This window comes from Stutzerimonas stutzeri RCH2, assembly GCF_000327065.1.
GTDB classification, from domain to species: domain Bacteria; phylum Pseudomonadota; class Gammaproteobacteria; order Pseudomonadales; family Pseudomonadaceae; genus Stutzerimonas; species Stutzerimonas stutzeri_AE.
Map to the genome: position 1 here is coordinate 1,612,744 of NC_019936.1, position 14,390 is coordinate 1,627,133.

The window sequence follows — 14,390 nt, forward strand, 5'->3', positions numbered from 1 at the left end:
CATTGCCAGCCCTTCTTTCATGCGTCGTTCAATGCTTGTGCCGCTTGAAGAACAGCTTCCACGTGGCCCGGCACCTTCACCCCACGCCATTCCTGGCGCAGTACGCCGCTGCGGTCGATGAGAAAGGTGCTGCGGTCCACGCCGAGATACTCCTTGCCATACAGCTTCTTCAGCTTGATCACGTCGAACAGCTGGCACAGCTGCTCGTCCTTGTCGCTGATCAGCTCGAATGGGAAGCCTTGCTTGGTGCGGAAGTTCTCGTGGGTTTTCAGGCTGTCGCGCGAGACGCCAAAAACCAGCGTGTTGGCGGCGAGAAAGGCAGGGTGCTGATCGCGAAAACCCTGCCCCTGGGTCGTACAGCCGGGCGTGTTGTCCTTCGGGTAGAAGTACAGCACCACCTGCCTGCCGGCCAGCGACTCCAGATCGACCAGCTGGCTGCTCGTGGCCTGGGCCTGGAAGGGAGGAACGGGACGGTCGATTTCAACGGCCATGTTGATTCCTGATATCGGGTCTTAAGGATTCTGCGGGCGCCAAGGCTCGATCAGTGCGTCGAGATTGAGCGCATCGGCGAAGTCGAGGAACTGGTCGCGCAACCAGCTGATCTGCGTGCCAGCCGGCAGCGTGACGGTCAGCGTGGCGTTGAGCATGGTCCCGCCAGTCTGAGGGGCCTGATAGGTGTCGCAGGTCAGGCTCTCCAGCTCGACGCGGTGGTCGATGAAGAACTGGCACAGTTCATTGAGAATGTCCGGGCGAAAGGCCGCGCTCACATACGCCACGTAAGGCAGTGCTTGCGGACGGGTTTCCAGCGCTTCGCTGCGTACCACGTTGGACGTGAAGGCGTGCTTCTTTGCCAGGCCGGGAAGGGTGGTTTCCATCCGGGCCAATGCGTCCCAGCTGCCAGTGACTTCCAGAACCAGCGCACTGCATTCGCCGTGACGGGTCAGTCGTGTGCTGACGACTGCGCAGCGGTTCTCGTTCGCGGCCCGGCAGAGCACATTGGTCAGCTCCATCGGGTTGGCGCCGAGAGCGCTGATGACGAGAAATTGTTCGCGGGGTACAGGGGGGGTGGACATGCAGCATTCCTGGCGGTGGTGAATCGGTCGGCCAGCCAAGCCGAAAACGGCTAAGGGTAGCGAAAAGCGAGGGCGGAGGGAATGCGCGCTGCCCGATGGAGGTCGTTGTCGTGTGCGTTTCGGGCAGCGTCGGCATGCTTCGTGCGGCGTGCTTCACGCTACTCGCAAAGCGCTGGGGAGCCTTGTACCATTACGCCTCTTTTTATTTATCCGGCAGGAGTGGTTGCATGATTGCGGGCAGTATGGTGGCGCTGGTCACGCCCATGGATGCGCAGGGCGGTCTGGACTGGGACAGCCTGAGCAAGCTGGTGGATTTCCATTTGCAGGAAGGCACCAATGCAATCGTTGCTGTCGGAACCACGGGTGAGTCGGCCACGCTGAGCGTTGCCGAACACATCGAGGTGATCCGGCGCGTCGTCGATCAGGTCAACGGTCGTATCCCGGTCATCGCCGGCACGGGCGCCAACTCCACCAGCGAAGCCGTCGAACTGACCGAAAATGCCAAGACTGCTGGCGCAGATGCCTGCCTACTGGTTACCCCGTACTACAACAAGCCAACCCAGGAAGGCCTGTACCTGCACTTCAAGCATATCGCCGAGGCCGTGGCGATCCCGCAGATTCTCTACAACGTACCCGGTCGGACCGTATGCGACATGCTGCCGGATACGGTCGAGCGGCTGTCGAAGATCTCCAACATCATCGGTATCAAAGAGGCCACCGGTGACCTCAAGCGCGGCCAGGAAGTGCTGGACCGCGTCAGCGGGGATTTCCTCGTCTATTCGGGCGACGATCCCACCGCTGTCGAGCTGATGCTGATGGGTGGCAAGGGCAACATTTCCGTCACGGCGAACGTGGCGCCGCGCGCCATGAGCGACCTCTGCGCTGCGGCGATGGCCGGTGATGCTGCCACTGCCCGTGCGATCAACGAGCGTTTGATGCCGCTGCATCGCGCTCTGTTCCTGGAAGCCAACCCGATCCCGGTCAAGTGGGCATTGCACGAGATGGGCCTGATGGGCAATGGCATCCGTCTGCCGCTGACCTGGCTGAGTCAGAGCTACCAGGAACCGCTGCGCCAGGCGATGCGCCAAACCGGCGTGCTGGCTTAACAACAAAGGAATACGCATGAAGCGACTGGCCGGATTCTCGACCCTTGCCCTGATGATCTCTGCAACCAGTGGCTGCGGCTGGCTGTGGGGCGACGATGGATATTTCCGCGACCGCGGCAGTGATTACCTTTCCGCCCGCCAGACTGCACCGATGCAGGTTGCCGTCGATGGTGAGATCCGTCCGCTCGACCCGCTGCTGCCGGTCCCACGTCAGGTTGCCGACAGCAGCCACTCCGGCAAGTACGAGGTGCCACGCCCGCAGCGCCTGCAGGTGGCGGCGGATATCAGTGATTTCAGCGTGCAGTCCTCTGGCGATTCCCGCTGGCTGGTAGCGCAATACGCTCCCGCTCAGGTGTGGATCGCGGCGCGGCAGTTCTTCACCGACAAGGGCTTCAGCATCGCCGACGAGCGTCGCCAGACCGGCGAGTTCGCCACCGCATGGCAGACCGCAGCTCAGCTGGACGAAGCGCTGGTGCGCAATCTGGGTATCCAGGATGGCGAAACCCGCGTGCGGGTTCGTGTCGAGCCTGGCGTGCAGCGCAACACCAGCGAGATCTACGTCGTCAGCGTCAAGCGCCCGGCCGGCAGCAACGCCGAGGTGGCCTGGCCAGAAACCTCCAGCAACAAGGAGCTCGATCGGGTACTGCTCGACGAGCTGCAGGCCAGTCTGAACCGTAGCGCCCGTCAAGGCGGCTCCGTATCGCTGCTGGCCGAGCGCGACTTCGACGCGCCAAGCCGCGTGAATCTGACCCAGGACGGCAGTGGCAATCCGCTGTTGCAGCTCGATAGCGATTTCGACCGCGCCTGGTCGAGCGTAGGCCGGGCGCTGCAGGCCGCAGACGTCCGGGTCGACGATCTGGATCGCAGCCTGGGTGTTTACTACGTGAACCTCAGCGAGCGCGCCAACGATCCGGCTGACAAGCCCGGCTTCTTCAGTCGTCTGTTCGGCGGTGATGACAAGGATGAGATCGAGGCGCGGGCCGAGCGTTATCAGGTGCGCCTGACACGTGCCGGTAATGGCGTCCAGGTAACGCTGGACAAGAGCATCGACACTGTCGCGCCAGCGGACGTCGCCCGTCGTGTGCTCAGTCTGATCAAAGACAACCTGGGCTGACTGCGAGCTGCCCCGTTACACGAACACGGATAGGCGAAACCCATGGTTTCGCCTGTTTCGTTTCTGCCGACCTGCCAATTGCGGAAGTTTTGCGTATGACCACTCCCACTGCCCTCAGCCTGAAGAAGATCTACTCGGGCAAGGTTCGCGACCTCTACGAGATCGACGACAAACGCATGCTCATGGTCGCCACTGATCGCCTGTCGGCCTTCGATGTGATCCTTGCCGAGCCGATCCCGGAGAAGGGCAAGATCCTTACCGCCATTTCCAACTTCTGGTTCGACAAGCTCAAGGGCCTGATTCCCAATCACTTCACCGGCGACAAGGTCGAGGACGTGGTACCGGCTGACGAGCTGGCGCTGGTGGAAGGGCGTGCCGTCGTCGCCAAGCGCCTCAAGCCGGTCGCGGTAGAGGCCATCGTGCGCGGCTATATCGTCGGTTCCGGTTGGAAGGAGTACCAGAAGAGCGGCACCGTCTGTGGCATCCAGCTGCCAGCTGGCCTTAAGGAAGCTGCCAAGCTGCCGCAGCCGATCTTCACGCCCTCGACCAAGGCTGCTGTAGGCGATCACGACGAGAACATCTCATTCGAGCAATGCCAAGCCATCATCGGTAGCGAGCTGGCCGCCCAGGTGCGCGACGTTTCCATTGCGCTCTACAGCGCAGCGGTCGAATACGCAGCCACACGCGGCATCATCATCGCCGACACCAAGTTCGAATTCGGTCTGGATGAAGATGGCACGCTGACGCTGATGGACGAAGTCTTGACCCCCGACTCCAGCCGCTTCTGGCCCGCCGATAGCTACGAGGAAGGCAAGAATCCGCCGAGCTTCGACAAGCAGTTCGTTCGTGACTGGCTGGAATCCACCGGCTGGAACAAGCAGCCGCCGGCGCCAGCCGTTCCGGCAGACGTCGCGCAGAAGACCGCGGACAAGTACCGCGAGGCACTTACCCGTCTAACGGCCTGAGCGACAAGCGGCCCGGCTAGGCTGGGCTGGGCAGAGTCTGCTCAGGTTCAGCCGCAAGAGGCTGAAAACGGTAAAAAATCTGTGCAGTTGGGGTTCGACAAACCCGATCCAGCTGCTATGATGCGCGCCGCTGGAGAGATGCCGGAGTGGCCGAACGGGACGGATTCGAAATCCGTTGTACCCTCGCGGGTACCTAGGGTTCAAATCCCTATCTCTCCGCCACTACATGTAGCCTGAACCCTCGAACTCGCCAGAGTTCGGGGGTTTTTGCTTTCAGGCGTTGTCAATTGCCAGGCAATGCCCTGGCTTGCCTCAGCGCTGTGCTCGAAGAGTGCGCAAGGTGCCGGGGCTGCTGCCAGCGCTGGCGACTACGGCAGGGTGCGAAGCGATGGGGAGGGTGATGTCGCAGCAACAGCGAGGCTTCATACTGACCCGACACTGGCGCGATACGCCAGCTGGCACCGAGATCAGTTTCTGGCTTGCCACTGATGACGGGCCACGGCAGGTGTGTGTTCCGCATCAGCATTCGGTTGCGTTCGTTCCCGAGGAGCAGCACGCGCTTGCCGAGCCTTTGTTGCGTCGTGAACGTGATGCCGAGTTGAGGCCGCTGGCTCTGTGCGACTTCCGGCATCGGCCGGTGATGGGGCTTTACTGCCGTTCGTATCGTCGCTTGCTGGATTGTGCACGGCTGTTGCGAGATGCCGGGGTGGATGTCTACGAGGCAGACATTCGGCCGCCCGAGCGCTATCTGATGGAGCGCTTCATTACTGCGCCGGTGTCTTTCACTGACGCGCCTGCGGGTCGCAATCTGGTCAATACCCAGCTCAAGCCGGCGTCGGACTACCGGCCTCAGCTCAGATTGGTTTCTCTGGATATCGAAACCACTGCCCGCGGCGATCTCTATTCCATTGCTCTTGAGGGGTGTGGCCAGCGCCAGGTCTATATGCTTGGGCCGGAAAACGCGCAGGGCACGGCCGTCGATTTTGCTCTGGAGTATTGTGAAAGCCGACGCGAGCTGCTCGAGCGCCTGAACGCCTGGTTCGCCGCGCACGATCCTGACGCAATCATTGGCTGGAATCTGGTGCAGTTCGATTTGCGCGTGTTGCACGAGCATTCGCAGCGGCTGCAGGTGCCGCTGCGCCTCGGGCGCGGTGGTGAGGAGATGGAGTGGCGGGAGCACGGCGGTCGCGGCAACCATTTCTTCGCGGCGACCGCTGGGCGCTTGATCATTGATGGCATCGAGGCGCTGCGCTCGGCGACCTGGAGTTTCCCCTCGTTCAGTCTGGAGAACGTCGCCCAGACTCTGTTGGGCGAAGGCAAGGCGATCGACAATCCGTACCAGCGCATGGCGGAAATCGACCGCATGTTCGCCCAGGACAAGCCGGCCCTGGCGCGCTACAACCTCAAGGACTGCGAGCTGGTCACGCGGATCTTTGCCCATACCGAACTGCTGACCTTCCTGCTGGAGCGCGCCACGGTGACGGGACTCGCGGCTGATCGAAGCGGCGGATCGGTCGCTGCGTTCGAGCATCTGTACATGCCGTTGATGCATCGCCAAGGCTTCGTTGCGCCGAACCTCGGCGAGCGTCAGGCCGAGGCCAGCCCGGGTGGCTTCGTGATGAATTCGCAGCCGGGGTTGTACGAGTCGGTGCTGGTGCTCGATTACAAGAGCCTTTATCCGTCGATCATCCGCACCTTTCTCATCGACCCTGTGGGGCTGATCGAGGGGCTGCGTCACCCCAACGATGAGTCGTCGATTCCCGGCTTTCGCGGCGCGCGTTTCTCGCGCACCCGGCACTGCCTGCCGGCGATCGTGGAGCGTGTCTGGGAAGGGCGCGAGACAGCGAAGCGCGAGCACAACAAGCCGCTGTCACAAGCGCTGAAAATCATCATGAATGCCTTTTACGGCGTGCTGGGCTCCAGCGGTTGTCGATTCTTCGATACGCGGTTGGCCTCGTCTATCACCTTGCGTGGCCACGAAATCATGCGGCGTACGCGGGAGCTGATCGAGGCGCAAGGCCACGCCGTGATCTATGGCGATACCGACTCTACCTTCGTCTGGCTGCGCAAGGCGCACTCCGATGGCGAGGCTGCATGCATCGGTCGCGAGCTGGTGCAGCACATCAACGATTGGTGGTGTGAGCATCTGCAGGTCGAGTACGGCCTTGCCAGTGCGCTGGAGCTGCAGTACGAAACGCATTTCCGGCGTTTTCTGATGCCGACCATTCGCGGTGCTGAGGAGGGCAGCAAGAAACGTTATGCAGGCCTGGTTACCCGTCCGGACGGCAGTGACGGCATGGTCTTCAAGGGCCTGGAAACAGTGCGCACGGATTGGTCACCGTTGGCCCAGCGCTTTCAGCAGGAGCTCTACCAGCGCATTTTCCACCGCCAGCCGCACCGCGATTACGTCCGCGAGTACGTGCGGCGCACGCTGGCTGGCGAGCTGGATGACTTGCTGATCTATCGTAAACGCCTGCGTCGCAGGCTGGACGACTACCAGCGCAACGTGCCGCCGCATGTGCGTGCGGCGCGCCTGGCTGATGAGTTCAACGAGCGTCAGGGGCGGCCGAGGCAGTACCAGAACGGCGGTTGGATCAGTTACCTGATCACGGTCGCGGGGCCGGAGCCGCTGGAGACGCGGTCATCGGTTATCGATTACGACCACTACGTGACGCGGCAGCTGCAACCTGTGGCGGATGCGATCTTGCCGTTCGTGGGCGACGATTTCGCTTCGCTGGTCGACGGACAGCTCGGGTTGTTCTGACTGCCAGCCTGGCGTCATCTCTTGCGGCGAGGGGTCGAATGCTTGTTCCCTTTCGTCGCCGAGGCCTCGTATGTTCCTTGTTCAGTTGCTGTTGCCGATTTACGACAACGACCAGCGAGCGCTGCCGAAATCGCTGTTTCGTAGGGTGAGCGAGGAGCTCATCGAGCAGTTCGGAGGCCTGACCACCTATTCGCGCGCGCCGGCGAGCGGGTATTGGCTGGAGGAGGGCGACAATCCCGTCCACGATGAATCGGTGGTCTATGAGGTCATGACCGATGAGCTGGACAGGGAGTGGTGGGCAGAATATCGCGCCGAGCTAGCGTGCAGGTTTCGGCAGAAGGCGCTGGTGGTCAGGGCGCACGCCCTGACGCTGCTGTAGGTGCCTGCAGGCAGCTGTGGAAACGACGGCCGGCTGACCCGGCCATCGTGGCTCGGTCACTTGCGGACCCAGTTCCCGTTGAGCTGGATGATCTGGCCGGACGGTGTTTTCTCGATGGCTTTCTTGCCGGCGATGGCTTCGACGTCGCTGACGCTGATGCCGTTCTGCTTGGCAACACGGTGGTATTCCGCGCGGCGCGCCTGATTGATCTGGCTGGCGATCTCCTCGGCATTATTGCTGGAGCGAACCACGCCCAGGTAGCCGTCGGGCCTCTCGCCAAGCAGGCCGCTGGCCTTGGCATCTCCCAGCGCCGACATGGCTTCGTTGAGGGTCATGGCTGCTGCGGGCAGGGCGAGCATCAGGGCAAACAGCAGGCTCGTCAATTTCAGATAGGTTTTCATCGTCGTCCTCAGAACAGTCCGCTGTCTTGGTTGATGATCGAGTCGAGCTGCTTGTCTACCCGGATGTAAATCTCGTGTTCGATCTTCACGTTCAGGTTGATGTTGATCGGCTCGTTCGGCACGGCCAGTTCCACCCGCGGCGTACAGGCGCTGGCGAACAGGGCCAGCAGCAGAATGGTCAGCGATTGGCGCAACCGCATGGCGGTCTCTCCTGTGTCGGCTTGCGGTTGCATGGCCTCAGCGAAGCCGTTCCTGCACCCGCCGTTGAATGGTTTCGCTTACCCGGTCGCTTAGCTGCAAGCTGGTCAGTAGCGCCGGAATGTCCTCTTCAAGGTTGATCGAAAAATTGATTGGTCTGCCACCTTCCAGAGCCGGGTTGCGGCCATTCAGACGTAGCCCGAGGTTCAGCTTGCCGCTCTCATCATAGCGGACGTCGCTGCTTAGCAAATCATAATGAAAATCGTGCAGGGCCTCGCTGACGATTCTCATGGCCGGGTTTGCCTGGCCGAGGGCTTCGATCTTTGGTGAGCGAAAGCGCAGTACGCCGCCGGGTGCGCGTGCGGCAAGCTGCCCCTGATCCACGCTCAGGCCCGTGGCGCTGCGGTGAACCTCGAAGCTGCCGTCGATCAGTCCGCTGCCGCTGAGCCCTTCGGTTGGATAGGCCGCCAGCACCTCTCCCAGTTGCACACCTTGCACCCGGGCGTTGAGCTGCTGATGCGCAACGGCAAGGTCGAGGGTTGCGGGCTCCAGCCAGAACCGGCCGCCGAGGATGTGCGTTTCGGCAGTCAGCCAGCTCAGGCGCCCTTGTGCTGGCTGATCGAGGCTGGCGCTGTACGCACCACGCAGCAGCAGCGGGCCGAAAGTGAAGCCGGGGTTGAGCTGCGCCAGGCGCAATTCGGTGATATCCATCTGCAAACGATTGCGCTGCAGGTTTCCGGCAAGGCGCGCATCGAGGCCGGATATCTCTGTGCGGTCGTAGATGCCCGCCAGACCCCGGGCTTCCAGGGTGAGGCTGGCTGACGGCGCACTGCCATCCGCCGGCAATGAAAGCTTGCCGTCGCCCAGCAGTCGCCCACTGTTCAGCTCGAGTGCCGCCGGCCAGGCGGTGAAGCTGCGGGCCAGTGGGTTGCCAGCCCGCAGGAACACCTCTTGCAACTTGCCATTTACTTGTAGAGGACCGTTCCAGACCTTGTTCAGATTGGCTGCCAGTGCCAGGCCGGCGTCATTGCTCAGCGGTCCGGTTGCGCTCAGCCGCGTTGTGTCGATGTCCAGCTGGCTGCTCCAACGCCAGCCTTGTGCGATCAGCTGCGGATGCTCCAGTGCGCCCAGGCGCAGCTCCACGGGGCCGCGGAAGCGCCACGCGCTCGCTTTGGCCCCGCTGCGCTCGATCTGCAGACTGAGCGGCTGCGGCAGCTCGGCGCGCAGCTGACTGGCCGCAAGTTCAGCGCTGGTCAGTCGAGCGAGGGTTACACGCGAAGCCTTGTGCAGTTGCAGGTCGATCCGCTCGAGATCGGCTCGGCCGGAGAGGTTCAGCGTGGTATCCAGGCCTTGTAGCGCAAGCGAATCAAGTTGCAGCTTGCTGCTGCGTACGTGCAGGCGTGCCTGTTCGATATCCAATGCGTAAGGCGCGGTTGTCGCCAGCTGCGCGCGAGCCTGCAGCGTTGCGGGGGAATTGCCCTGGACTTCGAGCCTAAGCTGTAGTGGCAGGCGCCCTTGAACCGTTGCCCCTTCCGCAGGGCTGATGTCGATGTTCAGAAGGGTGGGGCGCAGGCTTTTTGGCAGTTCGGCGATCAGCGCTGGCTCGGGGCGCAGTTGGAGGTTGGCTTTCAGCTCGGTGGGCAGCCACAGGCCGTCCTTTCCATTTGCCGCGAGATCGATCTCACCCTGCAACTCGCCAAGGCCGATGACCGGCCAGAAGGCCGGCAGGTGGGCGGAGAGACGCAGGTCACCGGCAGCATCGCGCCAGTCGAGCGCGCCGCCCGGCCTTTGTGGCAGGGCTAATGACCAGCCAGCGCCGAGGCGCATGTCCGTAGGCATGTCCGGCAGCGCGGTGGGTTGATAGCTTGCCCAGTCCCCGAGCCATTCCAGCAGCCAGGGCGCTTCCGGCAGGTTGCCCATCAATAGGGTGCCGCTCCACAGCATCCGTTCATCGGCACGCGTCAGCTGCTGGCGGGTTTCCAGGCGCGGCTGCTCGTCGATCAGCAGCTTTGCCTCAATCAGGCTGTGCAGTTCATCGGAACGCTGAGCGTCGATCATGAGCGATAGCTGCCGCTCATTGCGTTGCAGATCAAGGCGGGCCTGAAGCGGCAGCAACGATTCGCCGGAATGTTGCAGCTGCAACGACCCCCGTTCGTCGCAACGCCCCTTGGCGCACGGCAGCTCCATCTGCAGATCGACTATGGTCAATCGCTGCGGCAGCCAGGCAGCCCATTGTTCGTATCGTTCGAGGTCTGGCGGCGAGGGTTCGTCAGAGGCTTCTGGCAGCGCAGACAATGTGACTCGGGCGCGCTCAATGGCCAAGGACTGTGGCGGCAAAGGGCGGAAAAAACTGGCTATCTGCAGATTAACTGCGCCTATCTGCGCAGCTACGTTCAGGCCGTCGGCTGTCTTTTGAACATAGTCCAGCCGGTCGATAAACACGCCTTGGCTAGAAAGACGCAAGCCCTGCCACTCGAGTCGCTCGATACCTTGCGCACGCTTGAACAGGTTCCACTGATACCAGGCGAAACCGCCAGCGAGCAGTGCCGATACCAGTAAGGCTGATAACAGCCAGAGCAGGATTCTCGACGGTTTTGTCATCGGCACTTCCAATAGGCGAGGGATACAGCATAGCTGCATAACAGGCGCAGCGGCCTGTGCGCTGGCGAGGTGCAAGACGCGACAATCGGATGTGCACGAAGTTCAGTCGGAGGCCGCGGCAGCCCTTGTGCCAAGGGCGTTTGAACGCCGTGCGCCGAACTTGTGCACATTTGCTCGCCGGCCGTGTCAAGGGCTTATGACAAACTGTCGCAAATCGGCGGAATCCATAGAACGTTAATAACCAATTGAAAAATAAGCGTTTTTTTCGTTGGCGAAAAAAACGCCAGTTTAAGCGCAGCCCCCATGACACGTGGCGTTCGACGATTTGTCTGCTGTTTGTCCACTGAGTTATCCACAGCTTCTGTGGATTAAAAACAGCTGTGATCCGGATCTAATTTTTTCGCTTTTGACAAGACTTTAACTCTCGGAAAAAAGGAGTAGAGTGCGCGACCTTATCCATCCAGCCCCCCTGATGTGCATGAGAACGCGTACCTCCGCTTCCGCTTCCTTCACTACTTCCACTCCATCGGCACGTCTGCCGCTGCGTATGGCGCTGTGGTTGCTCGACAGCCAGCACCTGGGCCGCAACCAGGGCGTCAAGCGAATCGCCGGCCGTCTGCTCAAGCAGCCCGCGCGTGAGGGCGTGGTAGAGGCGCAGAGCCGCCTCGGGCGCCTGCTCTGCTGCGAGTGCGAAAGTCAGCGTGACCGCCGCATTGGTTTCGAACTGCTGCGTCAGGCCGCACGCGCCGGTGACTGCCAGGCACAGCTGGAGCTAGGCCGTCTGTATGGCGAGCCGGACCACCCCGAGCCGGCCAAGGCGCGCCTCTGGCTCGAGCAGGCTGCAGCGCAAGGCTCGCAGGAAGCGGTGCGCTTCCTGCAACGGGTCAAGGCCTAAGCGGGTCAGCCCCGTCTCCCTGCGGGTCGCTATACTGCCCGGCAATTTCGCCGGAGCCTTTCATGTCCTTTGATCCTCTTCATCTATTGATCGGTCTGGCGCTCGGCGTGGTCGCTCTGGCCGCGTTGAGCGTTTATCTGCAGCGCCGTCTGTCGTCCAGCGAAGCCGAGCAGGCGATGCTCGACGAAAGGCTCAGGCAAGCCGCGCTGGCCCAGGAAGGGCTGGCCGCGCAGCTGGATGGCTGCCGGATCGAACTCGCCGAAGTGAATGGCATAAAGTCCGCGCAGCAGGCCGAGCTAGCCGCGTTGCGCCGGGAGACCGAGCTGCTGTGCACACAGCGTGACGGCAACATCGAAACCATCGCCGACCTGCAGGCCGAGCGTGACGCTCAGATGGGAGAGTTGCGCCGGCTGAGCGCAGCGCATGCAGCGCTCGAAGCCGAATTGCGCGAACAGCACAATGCTCATCAGCAGCGTCTGGCTGACCTGCAGGCTGCACGTGACGAGCTGCGCGCGCAGTTCGCCGAGCTGGCCGGGAAGATCTTCGATGAGCGCGAGCAGCGCTTCAGCGAATCCAGTCACGAGCGTCTCGGCCAGCTGCTCGAGCCGCTGAAAGAGCGTATCCAGTCGTTCGAGAAGCGTGTCGAGGAAAGCTACCAGAACGAGGCGCGTGAGCGATTTTCCCTGGCCCGTGAGCTGGAGCGGCTGCAGCAGCTGAATCAACGCCTGGGCGATGAGGCCACCAACCTGACCCGCGCGCTGCAAGGCCAGAAGACGCAGGGCAACTGGGGCGAGCTGGTGCTGGAGAAGGTGCTGGAACACGCCGGGCTGGAAAAGGGCCGTGAGTACCATACGCAGGTCAGCCTGAAGAGTCCGGATGGCGAGCGTTTCCAGCCGGATGTGCTCATTCATCTACCGGGTGACAAGCAGGTGGTGGTTGATGCCAAGGTCAGCCTGACCGCTTATCAGGCGCTGACCTGCGCCGAGGACGATAGCAGCAGGGCGCTGGCACTCAAGCAGCACGTTCAATCGCTGCGCAGCCATCTCAAGGGCCTCTCCCTCAAGGACTATCAGCGCCTGGACGGGTTGCAAAGCCTCGACTTCGTATTGCTCTTCGTCCCGATCGAAGCGGCCTTCGCGGCTGCGCTGCAGGCGGACCCGGATCTGTTTCAAGAGGCCTATGGGCGACACATCGTGATTGTCAGTCCGACCACGTTGCTGGCCACGCTGCGGGTAATTGACAGCCTGTGGCGCCAGGAGCGACAAAGCCAGAACGCCCGCGAGATCGCCGAGAAGGCCGGTGGGCTGTACGACAAGTTCGTCGCCTTCATTCAGGATCTCGACGAGATCGGCAGCAGGCTGCAGCAAGTGGATCGCGCCTACCTTGCTGCACGCAACAAGCTCAGCGATGGGCGCGGCAACCTCGTTGGTCGTGCCGAGCAATTGAAGTCGCTCGGTGCGCGTGCCAGCAAGCGCTTGCCGGGAGACTGGCTGGAACGCGCCGGTGCTGAAGAGCTCAGCGAGGTTGGTGACTAGGCGAGGGTCTCAGCGCAACAACAGCACCGCAAGGCCGGTCAGCAGACCGGCGAACATGATCGGCAGGGTGCGTAACGCCAGCTCGCGGCCGCCGATCAGGACGATCAGCATGGCCTTGACCAGGCTGTTGCTCAGTGCGGCGAACACAATGCCGCGTATCGCGACCTCATGGCTCAACCCGTCGTGCGCCTTGCTGGCGAGCGAGAGGGTGATTGCGTCGACATCGGTCAAACCTGCCACCAGCGACACCAGATAGATGCCGGCGTCACCCAGCCAGTGGCGGGCGCCTTCCACCAGCAAAAGAATCAGTACCAGCAGGGCGGCAAAGCGTAATGCCGGGCCCAGTTCGAACGGGTTCTTCAGCAGCGGTTCGGGATTGTCATCGGGCGTCTCGCCGGCACGCAGATAGTAGAACAGCGCGCCAGCCGCATAGATGGCGCCGGCACAGGCCAGCGGCAAGGCGAGGCCGGGCAGCAGGGCCGGATTGACCAGGCCGACTTCCAGCAACACGCGGGGAAACATCAGCGCGGAAGTCGCCAGCAGACCGGCTGCCAGCGCCGCGCGCAGTTGCGGTGCATTGAGCCGAGCCAGCGTGATGGTCATTGCGGTGGACGAGACGATGCCGCCAAGTAGCGCGGTCAACAGCAGGCCGTGCCGCGCCCCAAAGAATCGGATGGCTACGTAGGCGGCGAAGCCGATGCCGGCAATCAGCACCACCATCATCCAGGTGGTGTAGGGGTTGAGCGCCTGCCAGGGGCCATAGCCCTGGTTCGGCAGCGCGGGCAGCAGCACCACGGAGATGAACAGCATCTTCAGCGCGCCTGCCAGTTCGGCCTCGCTGAGCCGCTTCAGCGCCTGATGCAGGCGTGCCTTGAGGCTCAGCAACAGCGCCACCACGATGGCGCAGGCGGCAGCCAGCTCGCGGCTTTCAGCGACTGCCAGGCTGCCGAGAACGAAGGTCAGCAGCAGGGCGACTTCGGTGGTCATGCCGTAATCGCCACTGCGGTGCGCGTCGATGACGTAGCCGGCAATTACCAGCAGAGCGAGCATGCCGAACATCGCTACCCAGGCAAGCGCGCCCAGATGGTTGATGCTGACGGCTGCCAGCCCGCCGAACAGGCCCGCCAGGCCGAACGTGCGAATGCCGGCGACGAGCTCCTGGCCCGCATTGTCCCGACCGCTCCAGGTGCGTTCGGTCCCGATCAGCAGGCCAACGGCAAGCGCCGTAGCGAGGTTAAGAAACAACTCGAGCGTCATCGTTCGCCTCGCTGCCGGCAGTGCAGATAGCCATCAGTGTAACCGCCCGCGAATCGGGGCATCGTCACGGTTCGGCAGGAGCGGGGCGCCCGCAGGCTGCGC

At 62.5% G+C, this 14,390-nt stretch carries 13 protein-coding genes and 1 tRNA gene; 8 read left to right on the forward strand and 6 right to left on the reverse strand.

Annotated elements, in window-relative coordinates; all coding sequences use genetic code 11:
• Positions 1-17: 17 nt before the first annotated feature.
• Both PSEST_RS07380 and PSEST_RS07385 read right to left on the reverse strand, forming a co-directional pair.
• Positions 18-491 (reverse strand): peroxiredoxin, encoded by a 474-nt coding sequence (locus tag PSEST_RS07380; protein WP_015276375.1) that lies wholly within the window; start codon positions 489-491, stop codon positions 18-20.
• Between the two features lie 21 nt (positions 492-512).
• A complete protein-coding gene (locus PSEST_RS07385) occupies positions 513-1,073 on the reverse strand; it encodes a glycine cleavage system protein R (protein ID WP_015276376.1) in 561 nt (186 codons plus the stop codon).
• Positions 1,074-1,300: 227 nt separating this feature from the next.
• On the opposite strand from PSEST_RS07385, the gene dapA reads away from it, so the two are divergent.
• From dapA to PSEST_RS07415, 6 genes are all read left to right on the forward strand, one after another.
• A complete protein-coding gene (dapA, locus tag PSEST_RS07390; RefSeq protein WP_015276377.1) occupies positions 1,301-2,179 on the forward strand; it encodes a 4-hydroxy-tetrahydrodipicolinate synthase in 879 nt (292 codons plus the stop codon).
• Positions 2,180-2,195: 16 nt separating this feature from the next.
• A complete protein-coding gene (gene bamC, locus PSEST_RS07395; protein WP_015276378.1) occupies positions 2,196-3,293 on the forward strand; it encodes an outer membrane protein assembly factor BamC in 1,098 nt (365 codons plus the stop codon).
• A 95-nt stretch (positions 3,294-3,388) separates the two neighbouring features.
• Positions 3,389-4,258 carry a phosphoribosylaminoimidazolesuccinocarboxamide synthase gene (locus PSEST_RS07400; protein WP_015276379.1) on the forward strand — a complete coding sequence of 290 codons (870 nt, stop codon included), beginning with the start codon at positions 3,389-3,391 and terminating at the stop codon, positions 4,256-4,258.
• A gap of 132 nt (positions 4,259-4,390) precedes the next feature.
• Positions 4,391-4,480: transfer RNA gene (locus tag PSEST_RS07405), tRNA-Ser, on the forward strand.
• A gap of 178 nt (positions 4,481-4,658) precedes the next feature.
• On the forward strand, positions 4,659-7,022 hold the full coding sequence (locus PSEST_RS07410; protein WP_041756533.1) for a DNA polymerase II: 2,364 nt from the start codon (positions 4,659-4,661) through the stop codon (positions 7,020-7,022).
• Between the two features lie 70 nt (positions 7,023-7,092).
• Positions 7,093-7,401, forward strand: coding sequence for a hypothetical protein (locus tag PSEST_RS07415; protein WP_015276381.1), 309 nt, complete (start codon positions 7,093-7,095; stop codon positions 7,399-7,401).
• 56 nt (positions 7,402-7,457) lie between these two features.
• Here PSEST_RS07415 and PSEST_RS07420 read toward each other — a convergent pair whose 3' ends face one another.
• From PSEST_RS07420 to PSEST_RS07430, 3 genes are read right to left on the reverse strand one after another with little or no spacing between them, the layout of a single operon-like run.
• Complete coding sequence (locus PSEST_RS07420; RefSeq protein ID WP_015276382.1) at positions 7,458-7,802, reverse strand: YdbL family protein; 345 nt, start codon at positions 7,800-7,802, stop codon at positions 7,458-7,460.
• Positions 7,803-7,810: 8 nt separating this feature from the next.
• Positions 7,811-8,002 carry a YnbE family lipoprotein gene (locus PSEST_RS07425; protein WP_003282484.1) on the reverse strand — a complete coding sequence of 64 codons (192 nt, stop codon included), beginning with the start codon at positions 8,000-8,002 and terminating at the stop codon, positions 7,811-7,813.
• 37 nt (positions 8,003-8,039) lie between these two features.
• The gene (locus PSEST_RS07430; RefSeq protein WP_015276383.1) at positions 8,040-10,601 is read right to left on the reverse strand and encodes a YdbH domain-containing protein; all 2,562 of its coding nucleotides are present in this window, start codon (positions 10,599-10,601) and stop codon (positions 8,040-8,042) included.
• Between the two features lie 547 nt (positions 10,602-11,148).
• On the opposite strand from PSEST_RS07430, the gene PSEST_RS07435 reads away from it, so the two are divergent.
• Positions 11,149-11,496 carry a tetratricopeptide repeat protein gene (locus PSEST_RS07435; protein ID WP_041756536.1) on the forward strand — a complete coding sequence of 116 codons (348 nt, stop codon included), beginning with the start codon at positions 11,149-11,151 and terminating at the stop codon, positions 11,494-11,496.
• A gap of 62 nt (positions 11,497-11,558) precedes the next feature.
• Positions 11,559-13,031, forward strand: coding sequence for a DNA recombination protein RmuC (gene rmuC / locus PSEST_RS07440; protein ID WP_015276385.1), 1,473 nt, complete (start codon positions 11,559-11,561; stop codon positions 13,029-13,031).
• 9 nt (positions 13,032-13,040) lie between these two features.
• Here rmuC and PSEST_RS07445 read toward each other — a convergent pair whose 3' ends face one another.
• Complete coding sequence (locus tag PSEST_RS07445) at positions 13,041-14,288, reverse strand: MgtC/SapB family protein (RefSeq protein ID WP_015276386.1); 1,248 nt, start codon at positions 14,286-14,288, stop codon at positions 13,041-13,043.
• Positions 14,289-14,390: the final 102 nt, after the last annotated feature.

Coding starts and splice junctions, on each gene's coding strand:
- PSEST_RS07425 (WP_003282484.1), bottom strand. CDS start 8,002: ATGCGGTTGCGCCAATCGCTGACCATTCTGCTGCTGGCCCTGTTCGCC.
- rmuC (WP_015276385.1), top strand. CDS start 11,559: ATGTCCTTTGATCCTCTTCATCTATTGATCGGTCTGGCGCTCGGCGTG.
- PSEST_RS07385 (WP_015276376.1), bottom strand. CDS start 1,073: ATGTCCACCCCCCCTGTACCCCGCGAACAATTTCTCGTCATCAGCGCT.
- PSEST_RS07445 (WP_015276386.1), bottom strand. CDS start 14,288: ATGACGCTCGAGTTGTTTCTTAACCTCGCTACGGCGCTTGCCGTTGGC.
- PSEST_RS07415 (WP_015276381.1), top strand. CDS start 7,093: ATGTTCCTTGTTCAGTTGCTGTTGCCGATTTACGACAACGACCAGCGA.
- bamC (WP_015276378.1), top strand. CDS start 2,196: ATGAAGCGACTGGCCGGATTCTCGACCCTTGCCCTGATGATCTCTGCA.
- PSEST_RS07400 (WP_015276379.1), top strand. CDS start 3,389: ATGACCACTCCCACTGCCCTCAGCCTGAAGAAGATCTACTCGGGCAAG.
- PSEST_RS07420 (WP_015276382.1), bottom strand. CDS start 7,802: ATGAAAACCTATCTGAAATTGACGAGCCTGCTGTTTGCCCTGATGCTC.
- PSEST_RS07435 (WP_041756536.1), top strand. CDS start 11,149: ATGGCGCTGTGGTTGCTCGACAGCCAGCACCTGGGCCGCAACCAGGGC.
- dapA (WP_015276377.1), top strand. CDS start 1,301: ATGATTGCGGGCAGTATGGTGGCGCTGGTCACGCCCATGGATGCGCAG.
- PSEST_RS07430 (WP_015276383.1), bottom strand. CDS start 10,601: ATGACAAAACCGTCGAGAATCCTGCTCTGGCTGTTATCAGCCTTACTG.
- PSEST_RS07380 (WP_015276375.1), bottom strand. CDS start 491: ATGGCCGTTGAAATCGACCGTCCCGTTCCTCCCTTCCAGGCCCAGGCC.
- PSEST_RS07410 (WP_041756533.1), top strand. CDS start 4,659: ATGTCGCAGCAACAGCGAGGCTTCATACTGACCCGACACTGGCGCGAT.